The sequence below is a fragment of the Rheinheimera sp. genome (assembly GCF_037442525.1).
In the GTDB taxonomy this organism is placed as follows: Bacteria; Pseudomonadota; Gammaproteobacteria; order Enterobacterales; family Alteromonadaceae; genus Pararheinheimera.
The window spans coordinates 39,617-54,352 of the sequence record NZ_JBBIQD010000008.1 but is presented as its reverse complement, the minus strand read 5'-3'; the positions used below and the strand labels follow the sequence as shown (position 1 = coordinate 54,352).

The following is a 14,736-nucleotide window of genomic DNA, read 5'->3' as shown; positions in this document are numbered from 1 at the left end:
CTCAAATTACAAACCGGCCTTGAGGCTGGCTTCAATAAAACGGTCCAGATCGCCGTCCAGCACCTGCTGGGTATTGCGGTTCTCTACACCGGTACGTAAATCTTTAATGCGTGAATCGTCCAGCACGTAAGAGCGGATCTGACTGCCCCAGCCAATGTCCGACTTGGTGTCTTCCAACGCTTGTTTCTCCGCGTTTTGCTTTTGCAATTCCAGCTCATACAACTTGGCACGTAACTGTTTAAAGGCGTTATCACGGTTTTTGTGCTGTGAACGGTCGTTCTGGCACTGCACTACGGTATTGGTTGGTAAGTGCGTAATACGAACCGCAGAGTCAGTCCGGTTCACGTGCTGACCACCAGCGCCCGAGGCGCGATAGGTGTCAATCCGTAAATCAGCCGGGTTGATTTCAATTTCGATGTCGTCATCAATTTCCGGCGCCACAAAGACCGAGGCAAACGAGGTATGACGACGGTTGCCTGAGTCAAAGGGACTTTTGCGCACTAAACGGTGCACACCGGTTTCAGTGCGTAACCAGCCGTACGCGTATTCACCGGTGAATTTGATGGTACAACCTTTAATACCAGCCACATCACCGTCCGTCACTTCATAGAGCTCCGGGCTAAAGCCTTTGGCTTCGCCCCAACGCAGGTACATCCGCATCAGCATGCTGGCCCAGTCCTGTGCTTCGGTGCCTCCAGAACCGGCCTGAATATCCAGATAACAATCGCTTGGGTCGTGTTTACCAGAAAACATCCGGCGGAACTCCAGCAGTTCCAGCTGGCTTTGCAGGTCCGCCAGTTCCTGTTGCGCTTCGATAAAGGTGTCTTCATCTTCGGCTTCCACCGCCAGCTCGACCAGGCCAGCGACGTCTTCCAGGCCCTGTTCCAGCTTTTCGATGGTGCCGACAATCTGCTCCAGTGCCGAGCGCTCTTTGCCCAGCGCCTGTGCTTTTTCAGGGTTATTCCAGACGGCGGCGTCTTCTAATTCACGACTGACTTCTTCCAGCTTTTCTTTTTTGCTGTCGAAGTCAAAGATACCCCCTAAGCACAGCAGTGCGCTCAGTCAGGTCTTTGATTGCATTGTTTACCGGATTGACTTCAAACATGATTCTTCAGGCTTCAGAAAAAATTGGGCGCGATTGTAGCAATTTTTCACTGGCCATGCAGCCATCTGCGAGAATTAAACCGCTGAGGCCGGTCCCCTTTTATGTTTTTTCGAATCCCCGTTGGGCTTTTTGCCTGTGTATCCTCTTCAGATTGTTTTGTATTACTATAAGATGTATAAAAACCACGCAGCACAGACTGACAAAACAATGAAAACTCCCGCCAAATCAACAGGAGAAGACGATGCCATTACTAAAACCCATGCTGGTGGTTTGGGGCCTGAGCCTGAATGCCACTGCCTTTGCCGCCGCTCAAATTCAGCTGGACAGCTCCAGCCAGGGTGCCGTGATCAATAAAAACATTTATGGACAGTTCGCCGAACATTTGGGGCGTGGTATTTATGAAGGTCTGTGGGTCGGGCCTGACTCATCCATCCCCAATACCAAAGGCTGGCGCAATGATGTACTGGGGGCGTTAAAAGCCTTGCATGTGCCACTGATCCGCTGGCCGGGAGGCTGCTTTGCCGACGAATACCATTGGCGCGATGGCATTGGTCCGCGTGACAAACGCCCAGTGAAAGTGAACACCAACTGGGGTGGCGTGGAAGAAGATAACGCTGTGGGAACCCATGAGTTTTTTGATTTGGTCGAACTGCTGGGAGCCGAAGCTTATGTGAATGGCAACCTGGGCACAGGAACTCCGCAGGAAATGGCGGAATGGCTGGAATATATGACAGCCGAAGGCAAATCAACTTTGGCCGAACTGCGGCGCAAAAATGGCCGTGAGCAGCCCTTTAAGGTGCACTATTTTGCAGTGGGCAATGAAGCCTGGGGCTGCGGTGGCAATATGACCCCAGAGTTCTATACCCACCTCTACAAGCAGTACACCACCTTTCTGAAAACCCCGACGCACAATACACCCAAATGGATTGCCAGCGGCGGTCACAGTGAAGATACGTCCTGGGCAGAGTATTTAACGACCAACGTCAAACAAAAAATGGACGCGGTCAGTTTTCACTACTACACACTGCCTACCGGCAAATGGGAACAAAAAGGGGCGGCTTTGCAGTTTCCGGAAGCTGAATGGGCCAGCACCATGCAGCGCACTCTGGCAATGGATGGTTTTATCCGCAATAACAAAGCGGTGATGGATAAACTGGACCCGCAAAAGAAAGTGGGTTTTTATGTGGATGAATGGGGCACCTGGTATGACGTGGAAAAAGGTGAAAACCCGGGCTTTTTGTACCAACAAAACTCCCTGCGGGATGCGGTAGTGGCTGCGCTCAATTTCCATATTTTCCACCAGCATGCCGACCGGGTCCGGATGACCAACATAGCCCAGATGGTCAATGTATTGCAGGCGATGATCCTGACCGACAAAGAAAAAATGCTGCTGACGCCGACTTATCATACGTACAGGATGTACGTGCCATTTCAGGATGCCACTGCAGTGCCGCTGAAGTTAAGCGGGGTACCAGAGTACAGAGTAGCGGGTATCTCAGTACCTGCGATCAGCGCTACGGCCGCAAGAACTAAAAACGGCGAGCTTTACCTTGGGTTGGTGAACCTGAACCCAAATCAAAGCGAAACCACTGAAATCAGTTTGGCTGGTATTGCGATTGAGAGTGTTTCAGGACAACTCCTGACGGCAAACCAGATGGATGCGCACAATACCTTTGAAAAACCACATGCCATTGAGCCAACAGCATTCAGGGCAGAAGGCAAAAATGGCAGGCTGACTATCGAGCTGCCCGCCAAGTCTGTCCTGGTTGTGAAAGTTCAGTAATCACGCCCTGATAAAAAAGCGGGCAATCCCGCTTTTTTATCAGCCCAGTTTTTCAATGTGCCTGATCAACAGTTGCACCGATTGCTGGTCGCGGTAATCGTTGATATCCAGCTGATACGCCAGCCGGACCATTTTGACATTGGCATCCGGCCAGGCTTTGTTGTCGGCGTTAAACCAAATGGCATCCACCAGCTGGCCCTGCGCAGTTTCCAGCATCAGTTTTAAATGCTTATCGGCCAACAGGCGTTGCTGACGGATCAGAAAATCCCCTTCAAACAGCGGCTCTGGAAAGGCCTGACCCCAGGGCCCAGCCTGTTGCAGCAACTGGGCAAAAGACACGGACAGACAATCGGCAGGTAAGTCGCCATCTGTATAAAGTACAGCGGTCAACAGCTCAGGCGTGATGTATTTTTTTGCGACAAAACCCAGCGCCAGTTTAAAGGTATCGAATCTGTCTTCCGCAATGGTCAAGCCTGCAGCCATGGCGTGACCGCCAAACTTTTTGATCAGGCCTGGGTATTGAGTAGAGACTTCGTCCAGCAAATCGCGGATATGCAAACCGGGAATGGAGCGGGCAGAGCCTTTCAGTTCGCCTTGGTCCCCTTGAGCAAACACCAGCACAGGGCGATGAAACTGCTCTTTGATCCGGCCAGCCAGAATACCAATCACGCCCTGATGCCAGTCACTCTGGTACAAACAAAGCACATCGGGCAATTGTTCCCTGGCAAAGCTCAAACGCTGCAAAGACGCCAGGGCTTCCTGCTGCATACCGGCTTCAATTTCACGGCGTTCCTGATTCAGCCCATCCAACTCTGCGGCATACATACGGGCCCTGGGCAAATCCGGTGCCAGCAGACAGCTGATCCCCAGACTCATATCATCCAGCCTGCCCGCCGCATTTAAGCGCGGCGCCAGCGCAAAACCAAAATCCTGCGCCGTCAGCTTTTCCGCTTTGCGGTTGGCCACATCAATCAGTGCAGTAATGCCGGGCCTGGCCTTACCACTTCGGATACGTTGCAGGCCCTGGTGCACCAGAATACGGTTATTGGTGTCCAGCGGCACCACATCGGCCACAGTGCCCAATGCGACCAGGTCGAGCAAATCAGCCAGATTGGGTTCCGGGTTTTGCCCGGTAAAATGCCCCTGCTCACGCAGTGATGCACGAAACGCCAGCAGTAAATAAAAGGCGACACCGACACCAGCCAGTTGTTTGCTGGGAAAATCACAGCCGGGCTGGTTGGGGTTGACGATCGCGTCGGCGTCTGGCAGCTCAGCACCAGGTAAATGGTGGTCTGTGACCAGCACTTTGACCCCCATGCGTTTGGCCAGCGCAATTCCTTCCAGCGCAGAAATGCCGTTATCGACTGTGATAATCAGTTCAGCGCCCTGAGCAACCGCCAGTTCAGCCATTTCCACCGACAGGCCATACCCATACTCAAAGCGGTTTGGTACCAGGTATTCCACGTACTTAAAACCAAAGGCCTTCAACCCGGACAATAAGGTGGCGGTACTGGTGGCGCCATCAGCGTCAAAATCCCCAACAATCACAATACGCTGTTGCGCATCCAGAGCCTGTTGCAACAACGCCACGGCGGCATCAATGCCTTTGAGCTTTGAAAATGGCACCAACTGGGCAGCACTGCGCGCCAGCTGCAGTTGCTGCGCAATACCACGGCTGGCATAAATACGCTGCAACACAGGGTGAAACTGCTGCAGATCAGGACTGATGAACGGAACCTCGCGGCGCTGAATAGTTTTACTGCTCAAACCGCCTCCGTTATGCGCCAGGTTGACTCAGAGTATTCAGCAGCGCCTGGGCCGGTTGGTAGCCCGGAATTAACCGGCCATCCGGCAGGATAATAGCTGGCGTGCCGTTAATACCAAAACTTTGCCCCAGCTCGTAGTGCTGCGCTACTTTGTTCTTGCAGCTGGCCTGCGGAATGGCTTTGCCTGCTTTGGCGTCGGTCAGCGCCTGTTTGGGATCTTTGGCGCACCAAATGGATTGCAGCTCATCGGCCGTCGGTGACTGAATACCACCACGGGGAAACGCCAGATAACGCACTGTGATCCTCAGTTTGTTCAGTTCCGCCATTTCGTTGTGCAGCTTGCGGCAATAACCGCAGCTGGTGTCGGTAAACACATGCACCACGTATTTTTCGTCTGGCGCTTTAAACTCAATCACCGACTTATCAAATTCTTTCACCCCGGTCTGGCGGATGCTTTTCATCACCTGCTCATTCACCAGCTGCTTGTTTTTTAAATCGTAGATATTGCCTTCAAGCAAAAACTGTTTGTTTTCAGAGATAAAAAACAAACCTTTATCGGTTTGCACCTGCAGCAACCCCGGCACCGCTGAATTGGCCACTGCCTTGGCGTTTAAGCCTACCTCAGAAAAAGCCTGGCTGATCTCCGGCGCCACCTGGGCCACCACCGACGCAGACACCCATAAAGACAAACCTAAGACGGAAACTAATTTCTTCATATCTGTAATCCTTGTTACTGCTATCCACGCGGATGATGATGTTGATGCAGTGTTTTTAATCGGGCCTGCGCCACATGGGTGTAAATTTGGGTGGTCGATAAACCACTGTGCCCCAACAGCAGCTGCACCACCCGCAAGTCTGCGCCGTGGTTCAGCAGATGGGTGGCAAACGCATGACGTAAGGTATGAGGTGACAACTCCACCTGAATACCTGCTTGTTTTGCATAGAATTTAATGCGGTGCCAGAAGGTTTGTCTGGTCATCGGCTGCCCCCGTAAACTGGGGAATACTATGCTGCTTTGGCTGGTCAATAACAAGCCCCGGCCTTGATGCAGAAACTTATCTAACCAATCCACCGCACTTTCCCCCAAGGGCACCAGACGTTCTTTTTGGCCTTTGCCGGTAATTCGCACCAGGCCCTGACGCAAATTGACCTGCTGCAAGGTCAAGCCGACCAGCTCCGATACCCTCAGACCAGCTGCATACAGAACTTCTAACATCACTTTGTCGCGAAACTGAATCAAATCGTCGATTTGTGGTGCGTCAAGCAAAGCCTCAACGTCCCGCTCAGACAAAGTCTTGGGTAAGGCCCGGCCTAGTTTGGGGTTTAGCACCGACGACAGCGGGTTTTCCGCAACCTGACCACTTTTATGCAAATGCCGGTAAAAACGCCTCAGGCTGCTCAGGGTACGGGAGGTGCTGCGGGGGCTGAACCCCTGATCCACACGCCAGGCCAGGTAATGGTTCAGCTGTGTCGCATCCAGCGCCTTTAAACTCAGTTGCTGCTTCTGCAGAAAATCGGCCAACTTATGCAAGTCGGTACCGTACGCATTCAGGGTATGGACACTGACGCCTTTATCCAGCCAGAACTGATCAAGAAACTGCTGGATCAGCCCCTGCTCTGCGTCAGGCAATTCAGTTTTAGTATGGCGTTTGTCCTTTTTCAGGCTCTGGTTGGTCCGGCTCATCGCTTCTGCTACACTGCCCGCCCGCAACGCTCTGGGTCGGGTTTCTGATGAATATTGGTATTTTTTACGGTTCTACCACCTGCTACACCGAAATGGTGGCAGAAAAAATTCAGGCCATGCTGGCGCTGGAGCCCAGCCTGCCGGATGGCAGCAGTGTAACACTTCACAATATTAAACAGCAGCCTTTGTCGTTGGTCAGCCAGTATGACCTGTTGATTTTTGGCATCTCCACCTGGGATTTTGGTGAGCTGCAGGAAGACTGGGAAGCGCATTGGGACCAGGTCAGTACGCTGGACTTGTCAGGCAAACTGGTGGCGCTTTATGGCATGGGCGATCAACTGGGCTACGCCGAATGGTTTCTGGATGCACTGGGTATGCTGCATCAGGCCATTGCAGCACAAGACTGTATCCGGCTTGGTTTCTGGCCCAATCAAGGCTATGAATTCACCGCCTCCAAGGCGCTGACGGACGACGGCAGCCACTTTGTTGGCCTGGCGCTGGATGAAGAAAACCAGTATGACCAGACCAACGAACGCCTGAGCCGCTGGCTGAATCAGCTGATGGACGAGCTGGTCAGCCTGGCTTAATTCTGCGGACTCAGGTTCGCCAGCATCACCTGCTGATACAGCGGCTGACGCTGCACCTGCTGGTGTGCCTCCAGCAACTTTTGTAGCAGCTCAGGGTCGGTATCTTTACTGGCTGCCAGGTAAGTTTGTTGTTCCAGCTCTTTGATAGGTAATACAAAACGTACTGTGCCTGCTGGCAGCTTTAACTGCTTCTCGGTGTCTGGAATGGCCATCAGATCATCGACCACATAGTCCACTTTCCCATTGAGCAACAAACGCCAGCTTTCCAGAATATCGGCTGCCAGCTGAATTTCCCGGCCACTTTTCAGCCCATAGGACTCCAAGACTTTCACCGAAAAATCATCACGCTGTGCAGCGACTGAACTGTGCAGCAGTTGCTCAGGGCGGGTCGGGTTCAGATCGGTACGCTCCGCCAGCCGGACCAGACCCAGCCGGTAACTGGCAACGGGGCCAATCCAGTGAAAATCGGCTTCCCGTTCCGGTGTGCGGGCCATATTGTAAATCAGTACATTGGGAGTATTGCTCGCAATGTAATAAGCCCGGGCCCATGGGTAAAGCTCAACCCTGGCGTCCAAACCGGCCTGTTGCAATACAGCTTTGACAATAGAGGTGCTGATGCCCGCCACTTCACCATCGACCACCGTCTGGTGCGGCGGTGATAGCTCGGTCACTACGCGTAACGGCGCTGGCTGGCTGGTGGCCTGGCAGGCCACACTGACAAAAAGCATCACCAATACAATCAGATACCTGCACATTTCTAAGGATGTCCTTTTAGTATCACCACTGCCTGAGACTAGCTGAGCCCCGCCCAAAACTCCATTCGTAAAAATAACAAGGGCGACCCGGAAGCCGCCCTTACACCACTGAGGTTGTGTTTTAGCCTTTCAAAACGTCAGCCATAGTCCGAGCGAAATAATCAATATTACTGTGGTTTAAACCTGCAATGCTGACCCGGCTCGAACCCACCATATAAATGCTGTAATCCTTCCGCAATTGTTCGATTTGTTCCTTGTTAATGCCGAGGAAAGAGAACATGCCGTGCTGGCGGGCAATAAAGCTGAAATCCTGCGCTATGCCCTGCGCTTTGAATTTGTCGATAATCAGCTGACGGTAGTTGTTAATGCGGTTACGCATCTCTGCCAGTTCCTGGTGCCATAAGGCCGTCAGCTCAGCACTGTTCAGAATATGGCTGACCAGAATGGCGCCGTGCGCTGGTGGCATTGAATAAATGCTGCGAACCACGGCCAGCAGCACTGATCTGGCAATGTCAGCTGTTTTGCTGTCGGCTGTGACCACGCTGACGGCACCGATACGCTCACGGTACAAACCAAAGTTTTTCGAGCAGCTGCTGCACAGCAGCAGTTCTGGCACCAAATCCGCCAGGTAGCGCAGGCCCTGAGTGTCTTCATCCAAACCTGAACCAAAGCCCTGGTATGCCATATCCACCAAGGGGGTAAAGCCTTTTTCTTTGGCCAACTGGGCAAACTGTTGCCACTGGGCAAAGTTTAAATCCATACCGCTTGGGTTGTGGCAGCAGGCATGCACCAGCACCACGTCCCCAGCAGGAACAGTCGCCAGTTCGGCCATCATGGCGTCAAACTTCAGGCCTTTCGTTTCCCAGTCGTAATAGGAATATTCTTTTACCTTTAGGCCTGCAGCCTGAAACAGCGAGACGTGATTCGCCCAGGTTGGGTTGGTCACCCAAACAGTCGCATCCGGATTGGCTTTTTTAATAAATTCAGCGGCCACCCGCAGCGCTCCTGTGCCGCCTGGCGTGTGAGCCGTAATCACCCGGCCAGCCAACAGCACCTGGTGTGCCGGCCCAAAAGCCAGCTTTTCAATATGGCTGTTAAACGACAAATCACCGGCCATACCAATATAGGTTTTGCTGTCTTCCAGCTTCAGACGTAAGGCTTCCGCTTCTTTCACACACTTCAACACGGCGGTGTGGCCATCTTCGTCTTTATACACACCGACACCCAGATCCACTTTTTGTGGATTAGGGTCTTCTTTGTAAGCGGCCATCAGGCCCAGGATCGGATCAATCGGTGTTGGCTGTAAGTGCGAAAACATAGTATGTACCTGTTAGTCCTGAGTGTAAGTGAAATTCTGTTTTGCTTATGATGCGGGCAGCAGGGCCGGCAACACAAGACAAAGCGCCACAAGCCTGACCAGCGCTGCTGTATGATAGGCCTGACGCTGGAATGCTTCGGCGTCAATAATACCTGCCACGGATCCATCTGCATTCAGCAGTGGCAGGCAGGCCTCTGACAACACCTTTGGGTCACAGGTGTAATATTCACCACCTGCAGTTAAATAGGCTGTCACATCGTTGATGATTTTGGCTTTGCCGGACAAACCCACTGTGCTGTTGTTGCTGATTTGCGCAAATTCAGCAGTCAGCGGAAACTCCGCCCGTGAAGGAGCGCCAAAATACGCCAGCTTCACCAACACCGGCTCACCTGCGCTATTGCTGCGAGCCTGATAAATGCCAAACCAGTCGCTGTGGCCGCTTGTCTGATAATCGCGGACTAAAGCCGTCAGCCGCTGTAAACAAAAGGTGTTGTGTTCGTTCTTGCCAAGAGTGGCCGCTAAGTCATAAGGCTCATCAGCCAGTTGACCAAACAAAGAGCAGGCGCCGCCTTCCCCCAGTTCAGGCACCTGATACTGCCACTGCAATTCTGTGTCTGCGACCGGAGCCAGTTCGGTTAAACGGGCGACTTCAGCCGCAATGGCCTGGTGTTGGTCGTGCAGCAGACCGGCTAAACCCGATTGCTGCAGATAAAGTTCAATAGACAATTCAGCCATCCAGATTTCTAAAAATTAGCGTTAGTTTACCAGATGACCGGCGTTTGCCAACGGCTTTTTTAGCGTCAAATGGGGGCTTTTTTCCGGCGGCAGACACAAGTTGCTTGCAGCACAGCGAGGCCTTGTTTATCGTGCCGTTTTTGAACCGACTGGAGCAGACAATGAGCGGAAAAAAACTGTCCCTGGCCGACTGGCAACAACAGCTGGGCCGGCTGGACCCCAGCCCGGAATCCAGCTCGCAGGAAGGGCTGGTGTATAGCACCAGCCAGGGCCGGATGACAGCAGCGCCACCGCAAACAGCAGAACCACAGGGCTTTGCCGACGGCAAACTGCGGCTGAAACGTGAAACCAAAGGCCGTAACGGCAAAGCTGTGATTACCATTGCAGGCGTTACCGAAGGCTCACAAAGGCTGAACGAAATTGCTGCACTGCTAAAGAAAAAGTGTGGTTGTGGTGGTGCCGTAAAAGACGGCATCATCGAAATACAGGGCGATCAACGTGAAGTGATTGTCGCAGAACTGGAAAAACTGGGGTACAGCTGCAAGTGGGCAGGTGGCTAAATCTTTCTGCAGTATTGCAGCCGTCAGAGGGCGGGGGCAAGCCCCGCCACTACACAAAAATTAATCCGCTTTCGAGACGCCAACCATGGCTGGGCGCAGCAGGCGGCCATTCAGTTCAAAGCCTTTTTGCATCACAAAGACCACCGTATTGGCCGGCACTTCCGGGTTCGGAATCATCGACATCGCCTGGTGCTTCTCAGCACTGAATGGCTCGCCCTGAGGGTCTATTTGCTGCACGCCATTTTTTGCCAGGGTATCGAGCAGACTCTTCAATGTTAAATCCACGCCTTCTGCCAACGCTTTTTGCGCTTCGTCTTCGCGGTTGATAAAGGTCAAAGCGCGCTCCAGGTTGTCCACCACAGGCAATAAATCGGCGGCGAACTTCTCCAGCGCAAATTTATGCGCTTTTTCAACATCCATCGAAGCACGGCGGCGAATATTGTCTGCTTCGGCTTTAATGCGCAGCATTAAATCGTGCTGTTCCGCCAGTTGGGCTTTGCTTTGTTGCAGTTCGTTGTCCAGCCTGGCCACCAGCTCCTGTTCTGGAGTCAGCTCCACATGGTCCTGCTCTGCCACAGTCTCGGCCGTCTGTTGTTGTTCAGTCTGCACTTTTTCTTGCTCGCTCATTCGTTACTACTCCAATCAAAGTCCGCTTATTATGGGGATTGATTCAGATGATTCAAGTTAAAAAACACCCGCTGCGCCACAGCTTCCACCAAAGGCACAAAGCGGCCATAGTTCATGCGGCTCGGGCCCAATAAGGCAATAAAGCCATGGGGTTCAGCGCGGTAACGGGCACAAATCAGGCTGACTTTGGCCAGTTGTTCCATACCACATTCCAACCCCAGCAATAATTTGGTTTGCTGATCCTGAGTGACAGGGCGCAGCAACTGCACCAGGCAAGAGGCATCGGACAGCACTTCGGCCACCTGTTGCAATGCAGGGTCGGTCTGATAGTCGCGGCCCTGCATCAGCTGATGCTGACCATAAATAAAGGGCTGATGCTGAGCCACTTCATCCAGACTCAGCTGTGCCAGCGCATTTTTCACCAGCAGTTGCACCACACCTGACTCCTGCCGGGCCAGCAACGCCAGCCTGGAAATGCCATCCAGCCAGTCTTCTCCGCAAAGTGCCGCATTGAGCAGACAGAGCACCCGGCCAAGCACTGTCTGGTCAATTAAATCGTCGTGGTACAGCACCCGGTGCAGAATATCGCCGTCTTCATCGATCACCACCAGCAATAAACGCTGGGTGGCAAGACGGACCAAATCGACCTGACGGATCACCCGCCCCTGCCCCTTAGGCGCACTGACAATGCTGACCAGACCTGTTAAGTCAGCCAGCAACTGACCGGCCTGCTGGCACAACAACGACACTGGCAGTTGGGGTGTCAGTTGGGTTTGAATGGCATCCTGCCAACGGCTGGACACAGGTTCAAACTGCAGCATTTTGTCAATAAAGAGCCGGATGCCGCTGGTGGTTGGAATCCGGCCCGCCGATGTATGAGGAGAACGGATAAACCCCTGCTGCTCCAGCTGCATCATAGTGTTGCGCACAGTGGCTGAGCTGACTCCCAACTCGTCATGGTCGGCCAGCAGTTTGGACGACACCGGCAAACCGTCGGACAGATACTGTTCAACAATCAGCTTTAAAATTAATTCGGGCCTGCTTAGCTGCACTCTTTATCCACACTGAGGTCATCGGAAATACCGGGCTATTGTGGGGTCAGAATCGAAAATATCAAGCCCTTTGCCGGGCTACAGAACTGCAGCTATACTGGCCCGAACCTTGAAAGTCGCGGATCACAAAGGAAGATGAGCAGCAGTTTCAGACGAATAGGCCTGATTGGAAAACCGAACCACGAAGGAGCCAATGCCACCCTGCTGGCGTTGTATCAGTTTTTGCAGCAACGTCAGCTGGAAGTGCGGATTGAACAGCGGGTAGCCGAATCGCTGCAGCTGGATCCGATGCTGAGCCGCGACCTGGTCGAGTTAGGCAAAGACTGTGATTTAGCCATAGTGGTGGGCGGTGACGGCAATATGCTTGGCGCTGCGCGGATTTTTGCCCGTTTTGGCGTGCCTGTGCTGGGTGTCAACCGTGGTAATCTGGGGTTTCTGACCGACTTATCGCCGGAAAATTTTGCCGAACCTTTAACTCAGGTGCTGGCAGGCAACTTTGTCACCGAGCAGCGTAATTTGCTGCAGGTGGAAGTCCACCGGCATGATACGGTAAAAAGCAGCAATACGGCGGTCAACGAAGCCGTGCTACACGCCGACAAAGTGGCACATATGATTGAGTTTGAAGCTTATATCAACGGCGAGTTTGTATTCAGCCAGCGCTCGGACGGCCTGATTATCAGCACGCCTACCGGATCCACCGCCTATTCACTGTCGGGTGGCGGTCCTATTCTGACGCCTGAACTGGACGCCATGAGCCTGGTGCCCATGTTTCCCCACACCTTAAGCAGCCGCCCCTTGGTGGTGTCGGGTACCAGTGAAATTCTGCTGAAAGTGTCCCCGGCCAATGACGCACATTTACAGGTCAGCTGCGACAGCCATGTCATATTGGCGGTGATGCCGGGTGACGAAATACGTATCCGGAAACACCCAAAACCTCTGACGCTGGTGCACCCGCCTGGTTACAGCTATTACAAAGTACTGCGCAGTAAACTGGGCTGGGGCAGCAAACTTTATTAAATTTTCAGCAGCAGCTTGCGGCCCTCAAAATTACTGTATAAATTAACAGTAATAAATTTTGGGGGCCCGTATGCTGAACCATCTTCACATCAGTAACTTTGCAATAGTCCGTGCGCTGGAATTGGACTGGCGCGCCGGTATGACCACCATCACCGGCGAAACCGGGGCAGGTAAATCCATTGCGCTGGATGCGTTGTCGCTCTGTCTTGGCGAACGCGCAGAGGGCGATGTTGTCAGGCCCGGTGCAGACAAAGCCGATATAGTCGCGACCTTTGATCTGTCCGCACTGGACAGTGCCAGGCAATGGCTGGCTGAGCAGGACCTCGCCATGGGCCAGGAATGCATAGTACGGCGGGTTGTCAGCACTGAAGGCCGCTCCAGGGGGTACATCAATGGCGTCCAGGTTCCGGCTCAGCAACTGAAAGCTTTAGGGCAGCATTTAATCTGTATTCATGGCCAGCATGCCCATCAGTTATTGCTGAAAAACGACTATCAGCGTCAGCTGCTGGATGCCTTTGCGCATAGCCAGACAGCTCTGGCGCAGTGTCGTCAGTTGCACAAGTTATGGCAGCAACTGAAAGCAAATTACCGGGAACTGCAACAGAACCAGCAGCAACGTGAAGCCCAGCGCCAGTTGCTCGAATACCAGGTGGCAGAACTCGACCAATTTGCACCAGCCGAAGATGAATTTCCTCAGTTAGAACTGGAGCAGCAGAAACTCAGCAACAGCCACAGCCTGATCCAGGCCAGCCAGCAAACGCTGCAACTACTGTATGACCAGGACGATGGCAACAGCTATCAGCTGCTACGTCAGGCCAGCGCGCAGCTGGAAGATTATCTGGAAGTCGACGCTGAACTGCAGCCAATGTATCAGCTGTTGCAGGATGCCTTGGTACAGGTGGAAGAAGCCAGTCGCGAGCTGCGCCGCTACAGTGAAAAAGTCGATGTAGACCCGGAACGGTTGCAGGAGGTCGACAACAGACTCAGCCAGTGGCTGCAGCTGAGCCGTAAGCATCAGATAGCACCGGAGCAACTGGCAGATCATCATCAGCAACTGCAACAACAGCTGACGGAGCTGGCCGATGATGATGAACGTCTGCAGCAATTGGACAGCGAAATTCAGCACGCCCAGCAGCAGTATGCGCTGGCGGCCCAGCAACTGACCGAACTGCGTCAGGGAGCGGCACTGGAATTATCAGAACGTATTGCCCACAGCATGACGGAGCTGTCGATGGCCAACGCCCGCTTTCATATTGCCGTTGAAGCTATGGGTATCGACAAAGCAGGCAAAGAAGGCTGGGATCAGGTGGAGTTTTTAGTCTCTACCAACCCGGGCCAACCGCTGCAGGCTTTGCATAAAGTGGCCTCAGGGGGCGAGCTGTCCCGCATCAGCCTGGCGATTCAGGTGATACTGGCAGGCAAAGTCACCACACCCACACTTATTTTCGACGAAGTGGATGTAGGCATCAGTGGCCCGGTTGCCGCTGGTGTCGGCCGCTTACTGCGTCAGTTAGGTGACAATACCCAGGTGATTTGTGTGACTCACCTGCCGCAAGTGGCCAGCCAGGGGCATCATCAGCTGTTTGTCGAAAAATACACAGATGGCATCGCCACTGAAACCCGGATCCGCAGCTTAAGTGATGAAGAGCGGGTGCAGGAAATAGCCAGGTTACTGGCAGGAGAAAATGTCAGTGCCAATGCGATCGCCAATGCGAGAGAGCTGTTATGCGCACCTTAGCTTTGTGAC

At 53.1% G+C, this 14,736-nt stretch carries 14 protein-coding genes; 5 read left to right on the top strand and 9 right to left on the bottom strand.

Annotated elements, in window-relative coordinates; all coding sequences use genetic code 11:
- Positions 1–6 precede the first annotated feature (6 nt).
- A protein-coding gene (gene prfB / locus WKJ03_RS12645) for a peptide chain release factor 2 (protein WP_337842578.1) occupies positions 7–1,105 on the bottom strand; the annotation gives its coding sequence in 2 pieces (ribosomal slippage) (positions 7–1,029 and positions 1,031–1,105; 1,098 coding nt in all).
- A gap of 241 nt (positions 1,106–1,346) precedes the next feature.
- Here prfB and WKJ03_RS12640 point away from each other — a divergent pair.
- On the top strand, positions 1,347–2,888 hold the full coding sequence (locus tag WKJ03_RS12640) for an alpha-L-arabinofuranosidase C-terminal domain-containing protein (RefSeq protein ID WP_337842577.1): 1,542 nt from the start codon (positions 1,347–1,349) through the stop codon (positions 2,886–2,888).
- A 39-nt stretch (positions 2,889–2,927) separates the two neighbouring features.
- On the opposite strand, the gene recJ is transcribed toward WKJ03_RS12640, so the two are convergent.
- Genes recJ through xerD form a run of 3 tightly spaced genes read right to left on the bottom strand, consistent with a single transcriptional unit; the run spans position 2,928 to position 6,338 of the window.
- On the bottom strand, positions 2,928–4,655 hold the full coding sequence (recJ, locus tag WKJ03_RS12635; RefSeq protein ID WP_337842576.1) for a single-stranded-DNA-specific exonuclease RecJ: 1,728 nt from the start codon (positions 4,653–4,655) through the stop codon (positions 2,928–2,930).
- 10 nt (positions 4,656–4,665) lie between these two features.
- Positions 4,666–5,370: a bifunctional protein-disulfide isomerase/oxidoreductase DsbC gene (gene dsbC, locus WKJ03_RS12630; protein ID WP_337842575.1), complete on the bottom strand. Its 705-nt coding sequence runs from the start codon at positions 5,368–5,370 to the stop codon at positions 4,666–4,668.
- 20 nt (positions 5,371–5,390) lie between these two features.
- On the bottom strand, positions 5,391–6,338 hold the full coding sequence (gene xerD, locus WKJ03_RS12625; protein ID WP_337842574.1) for a site-specific tyrosine recombinase XerD: 948 nt from the start codon (positions 6,336–6,338) through the stop codon (positions 5,391–5,393).
- Between the two features lie 47 nt (positions 6,339–6,385).
- Here xerD and fldB point away from each other — a divergent pair, with 47 nt between their 5' ends.
- A complete protein-coding gene (gene fldB / locus WKJ03_RS12620; RefSeq protein WP_337842573.1) occupies positions 6,386–6,925 on the top strand; it encodes a flavodoxin FldB in 540 nt (179 codons plus the stop codon).
- On the opposite strand, the gene WKJ03_RS12615 is transcribed toward fldB, so the two are convergent.
- The 3 genes from WKJ03_RS12615 to WKJ03_RS12605 form a co-directional block, all read right to left on the bottom strand.
- Positions 6,922–7,680, bottom strand: a complete 759-nt coding sequence (locus tag WKJ03_RS12615; RefSeq protein ID WP_337842572.1) for a transporter substrate-binding domain-containing protein — start codon at positions 7,678–7,680, stop codon at positions 6,922–6,924. The genes fldB and WKJ03_RS12615 overlap by 4 nt on opposite strands.
- Before the next feature lie 121 nt (positions 7,681–7,801).
- Positions 7,802–8,998, bottom strand: a complete 1,197-nt coding sequence (locus tag WKJ03_RS12610; RefSeq protein ID WP_337842571.1) for an amino acid aminotransferase — start codon at positions 8,996–8,998, stop codon at positions 7,802–7,804.
- Between the two features lie 45 nt (positions 8,999–9,043).
- Positions 9,044–9,733 carry a histidine kinase gene (locus tag WKJ03_RS12605; RefSeq protein ID WP_337842570.1) on the bottom strand — a complete coding sequence of 230 codons (690 nt, stop codon included), beginning with the start codon at positions 9,731–9,733 and terminating at the stop codon, positions 9,044–9,046.
- 161 nt (positions 9,734–9,894) lie between these two features.
- On the opposite strand from WKJ03_RS12605, the gene WKJ03_RS12600 reads away from it, so the two are divergent.
- On the top strand, positions 9,895–10,293 hold the full coding sequence (locus WKJ03_RS12600) for a translation initiation factor (protein ID WP_337842569.1): 399 nt from the start codon (positions 9,895–9,897) through the stop codon (positions 10,291–10,293).
- Between the two features lie 60 nt (positions 10,294–10,353).
- Here the strand turns inward: WKJ03_RS12600 and grpE are convergent, their stop codons facing one another.
- A complete protein-coding gene (gene grpE, locus WKJ03_RS12595; RefSeq protein WP_337842568.1) occupies positions 10,354–10,920 on the bottom strand; it encodes a nucleotide exchange factor GrpE in 567 nt (188 codons plus the stop codon).
- A gap of 29 nt (positions 10,921–10,949) precedes the next feature.
- Positions 10,950–11,972 carry a heat-inducible transcriptional repressor HrcA gene (gene hrcA, locus WKJ03_RS12590; protein WP_337842567.1) on the bottom strand — a complete coding sequence of 341 codons (1,023 nt, stop codon included), beginning with the start codon at positions 11,970–11,972 and terminating at the stop codon, positions 10,950–10,952.
- A gap of 135 nt (positions 11,973–12,107) precedes the next feature.
- On the opposite strand from hrcA, the gene nadK reads away from it, so the two are divergent.
- Entirely contained in the window at positions 12,108–12,989 is an 882-nt protein-coding gene (nadK, locus tag WKJ03_RS12585) for an NAD(+) kinase (RefSeq protein ID WP_337842566.1), read from the top strand.
- Positions 12,990–13,059: 70 nt separating this feature from the next.
- Positions 13,060–14,727, top strand: coding sequence for a DNA repair protein RecN (recN, locus tag WKJ03_RS12580; RefSeq protein ID WP_337842565.1), 1,668 nt, complete (start codon positions 13,060–13,062; stop codon positions 14,725–14,727).
- The last annotated feature ends 9 nt before the right edge of the window (positions 14,728–14,736 follow it).

Excerpts from the sequence above, each read along its gene's own strand:
- WKJ03_RS12640 (WP_337842577.1), top strand. The coding sequence starts at position 1,347 with ATGCCATTACTAAAACCCATGCTGGTGGTTTGGGGCCTGAGCCTGAAT.
- dsbC (WP_337842575.1), bottom strand. The coding sequence starts at position 5,370 with ATGAAGAAATTAGTTTCCGTCTTAGGTTTGTCTTTATGGGTGTCTGCG.
- xerD (WP_337842574.1), bottom strand. The coding sequence starts at position 6,338 with ATGAGCCGGACCAACCAGAGCCTGAAAAAGGACAAACGCCATACTAAA.
- fldB (WP_337842573.1), top strand. The coding sequence starts at position 6,386 with ATGAATATTGGTATTTTTTACGGTTCTACCACCTGCTACACCGAAATG.
- WKJ03_RS12615 (WP_337842572.1), bottom strand. The coding sequence starts at position 7,680 with ATGTGCAGGTATCTGATTGTATTGGTGATGCTTTTTGTCAGTGTGGCC.
- WKJ03_RS12610 (WP_337842571.1), bottom strand. The coding sequence starts at position 8,998 with ATGTTTTCGCACTTACAGCCAACACCGATTGATCCGATCCTGGGCCTG.
- WKJ03_RS12605 (WP_337842570.1), bottom strand. The coding sequence starts at position 9,733 with ATGGCTGAATTGTCTATTGAACTTTATCTGCAGCAATCGGGTTTAGCC.
- WKJ03_RS12600 (WP_337842569.1), top strand. The coding sequence starts at position 9,895 with ATGAGCGGAAAAAAACTGTCCCTGGCCGACTGGCAACAACAGCTGGGC.
- grpE (WP_337842568.1), bottom strand. The coding sequence starts at position 10,920 with ATGAGCGAGCAAGAAAAAGTGCAGACTGAACAACAACAGACGGCCGAG.
- nadK (WP_337842566.1), top strand. The coding sequence starts at position 12,108 with ATGAGCAGCAGTTTCAGACGAATAGGCCTGATTGGAAAACCGAACCAC.
- recN (WP_337842565.1), top strand. The coding sequence starts at position 13,060 with ATGCTGAACCATCTTCACATCAGTAACTTTGCAATAGTCCGTGCGCTG.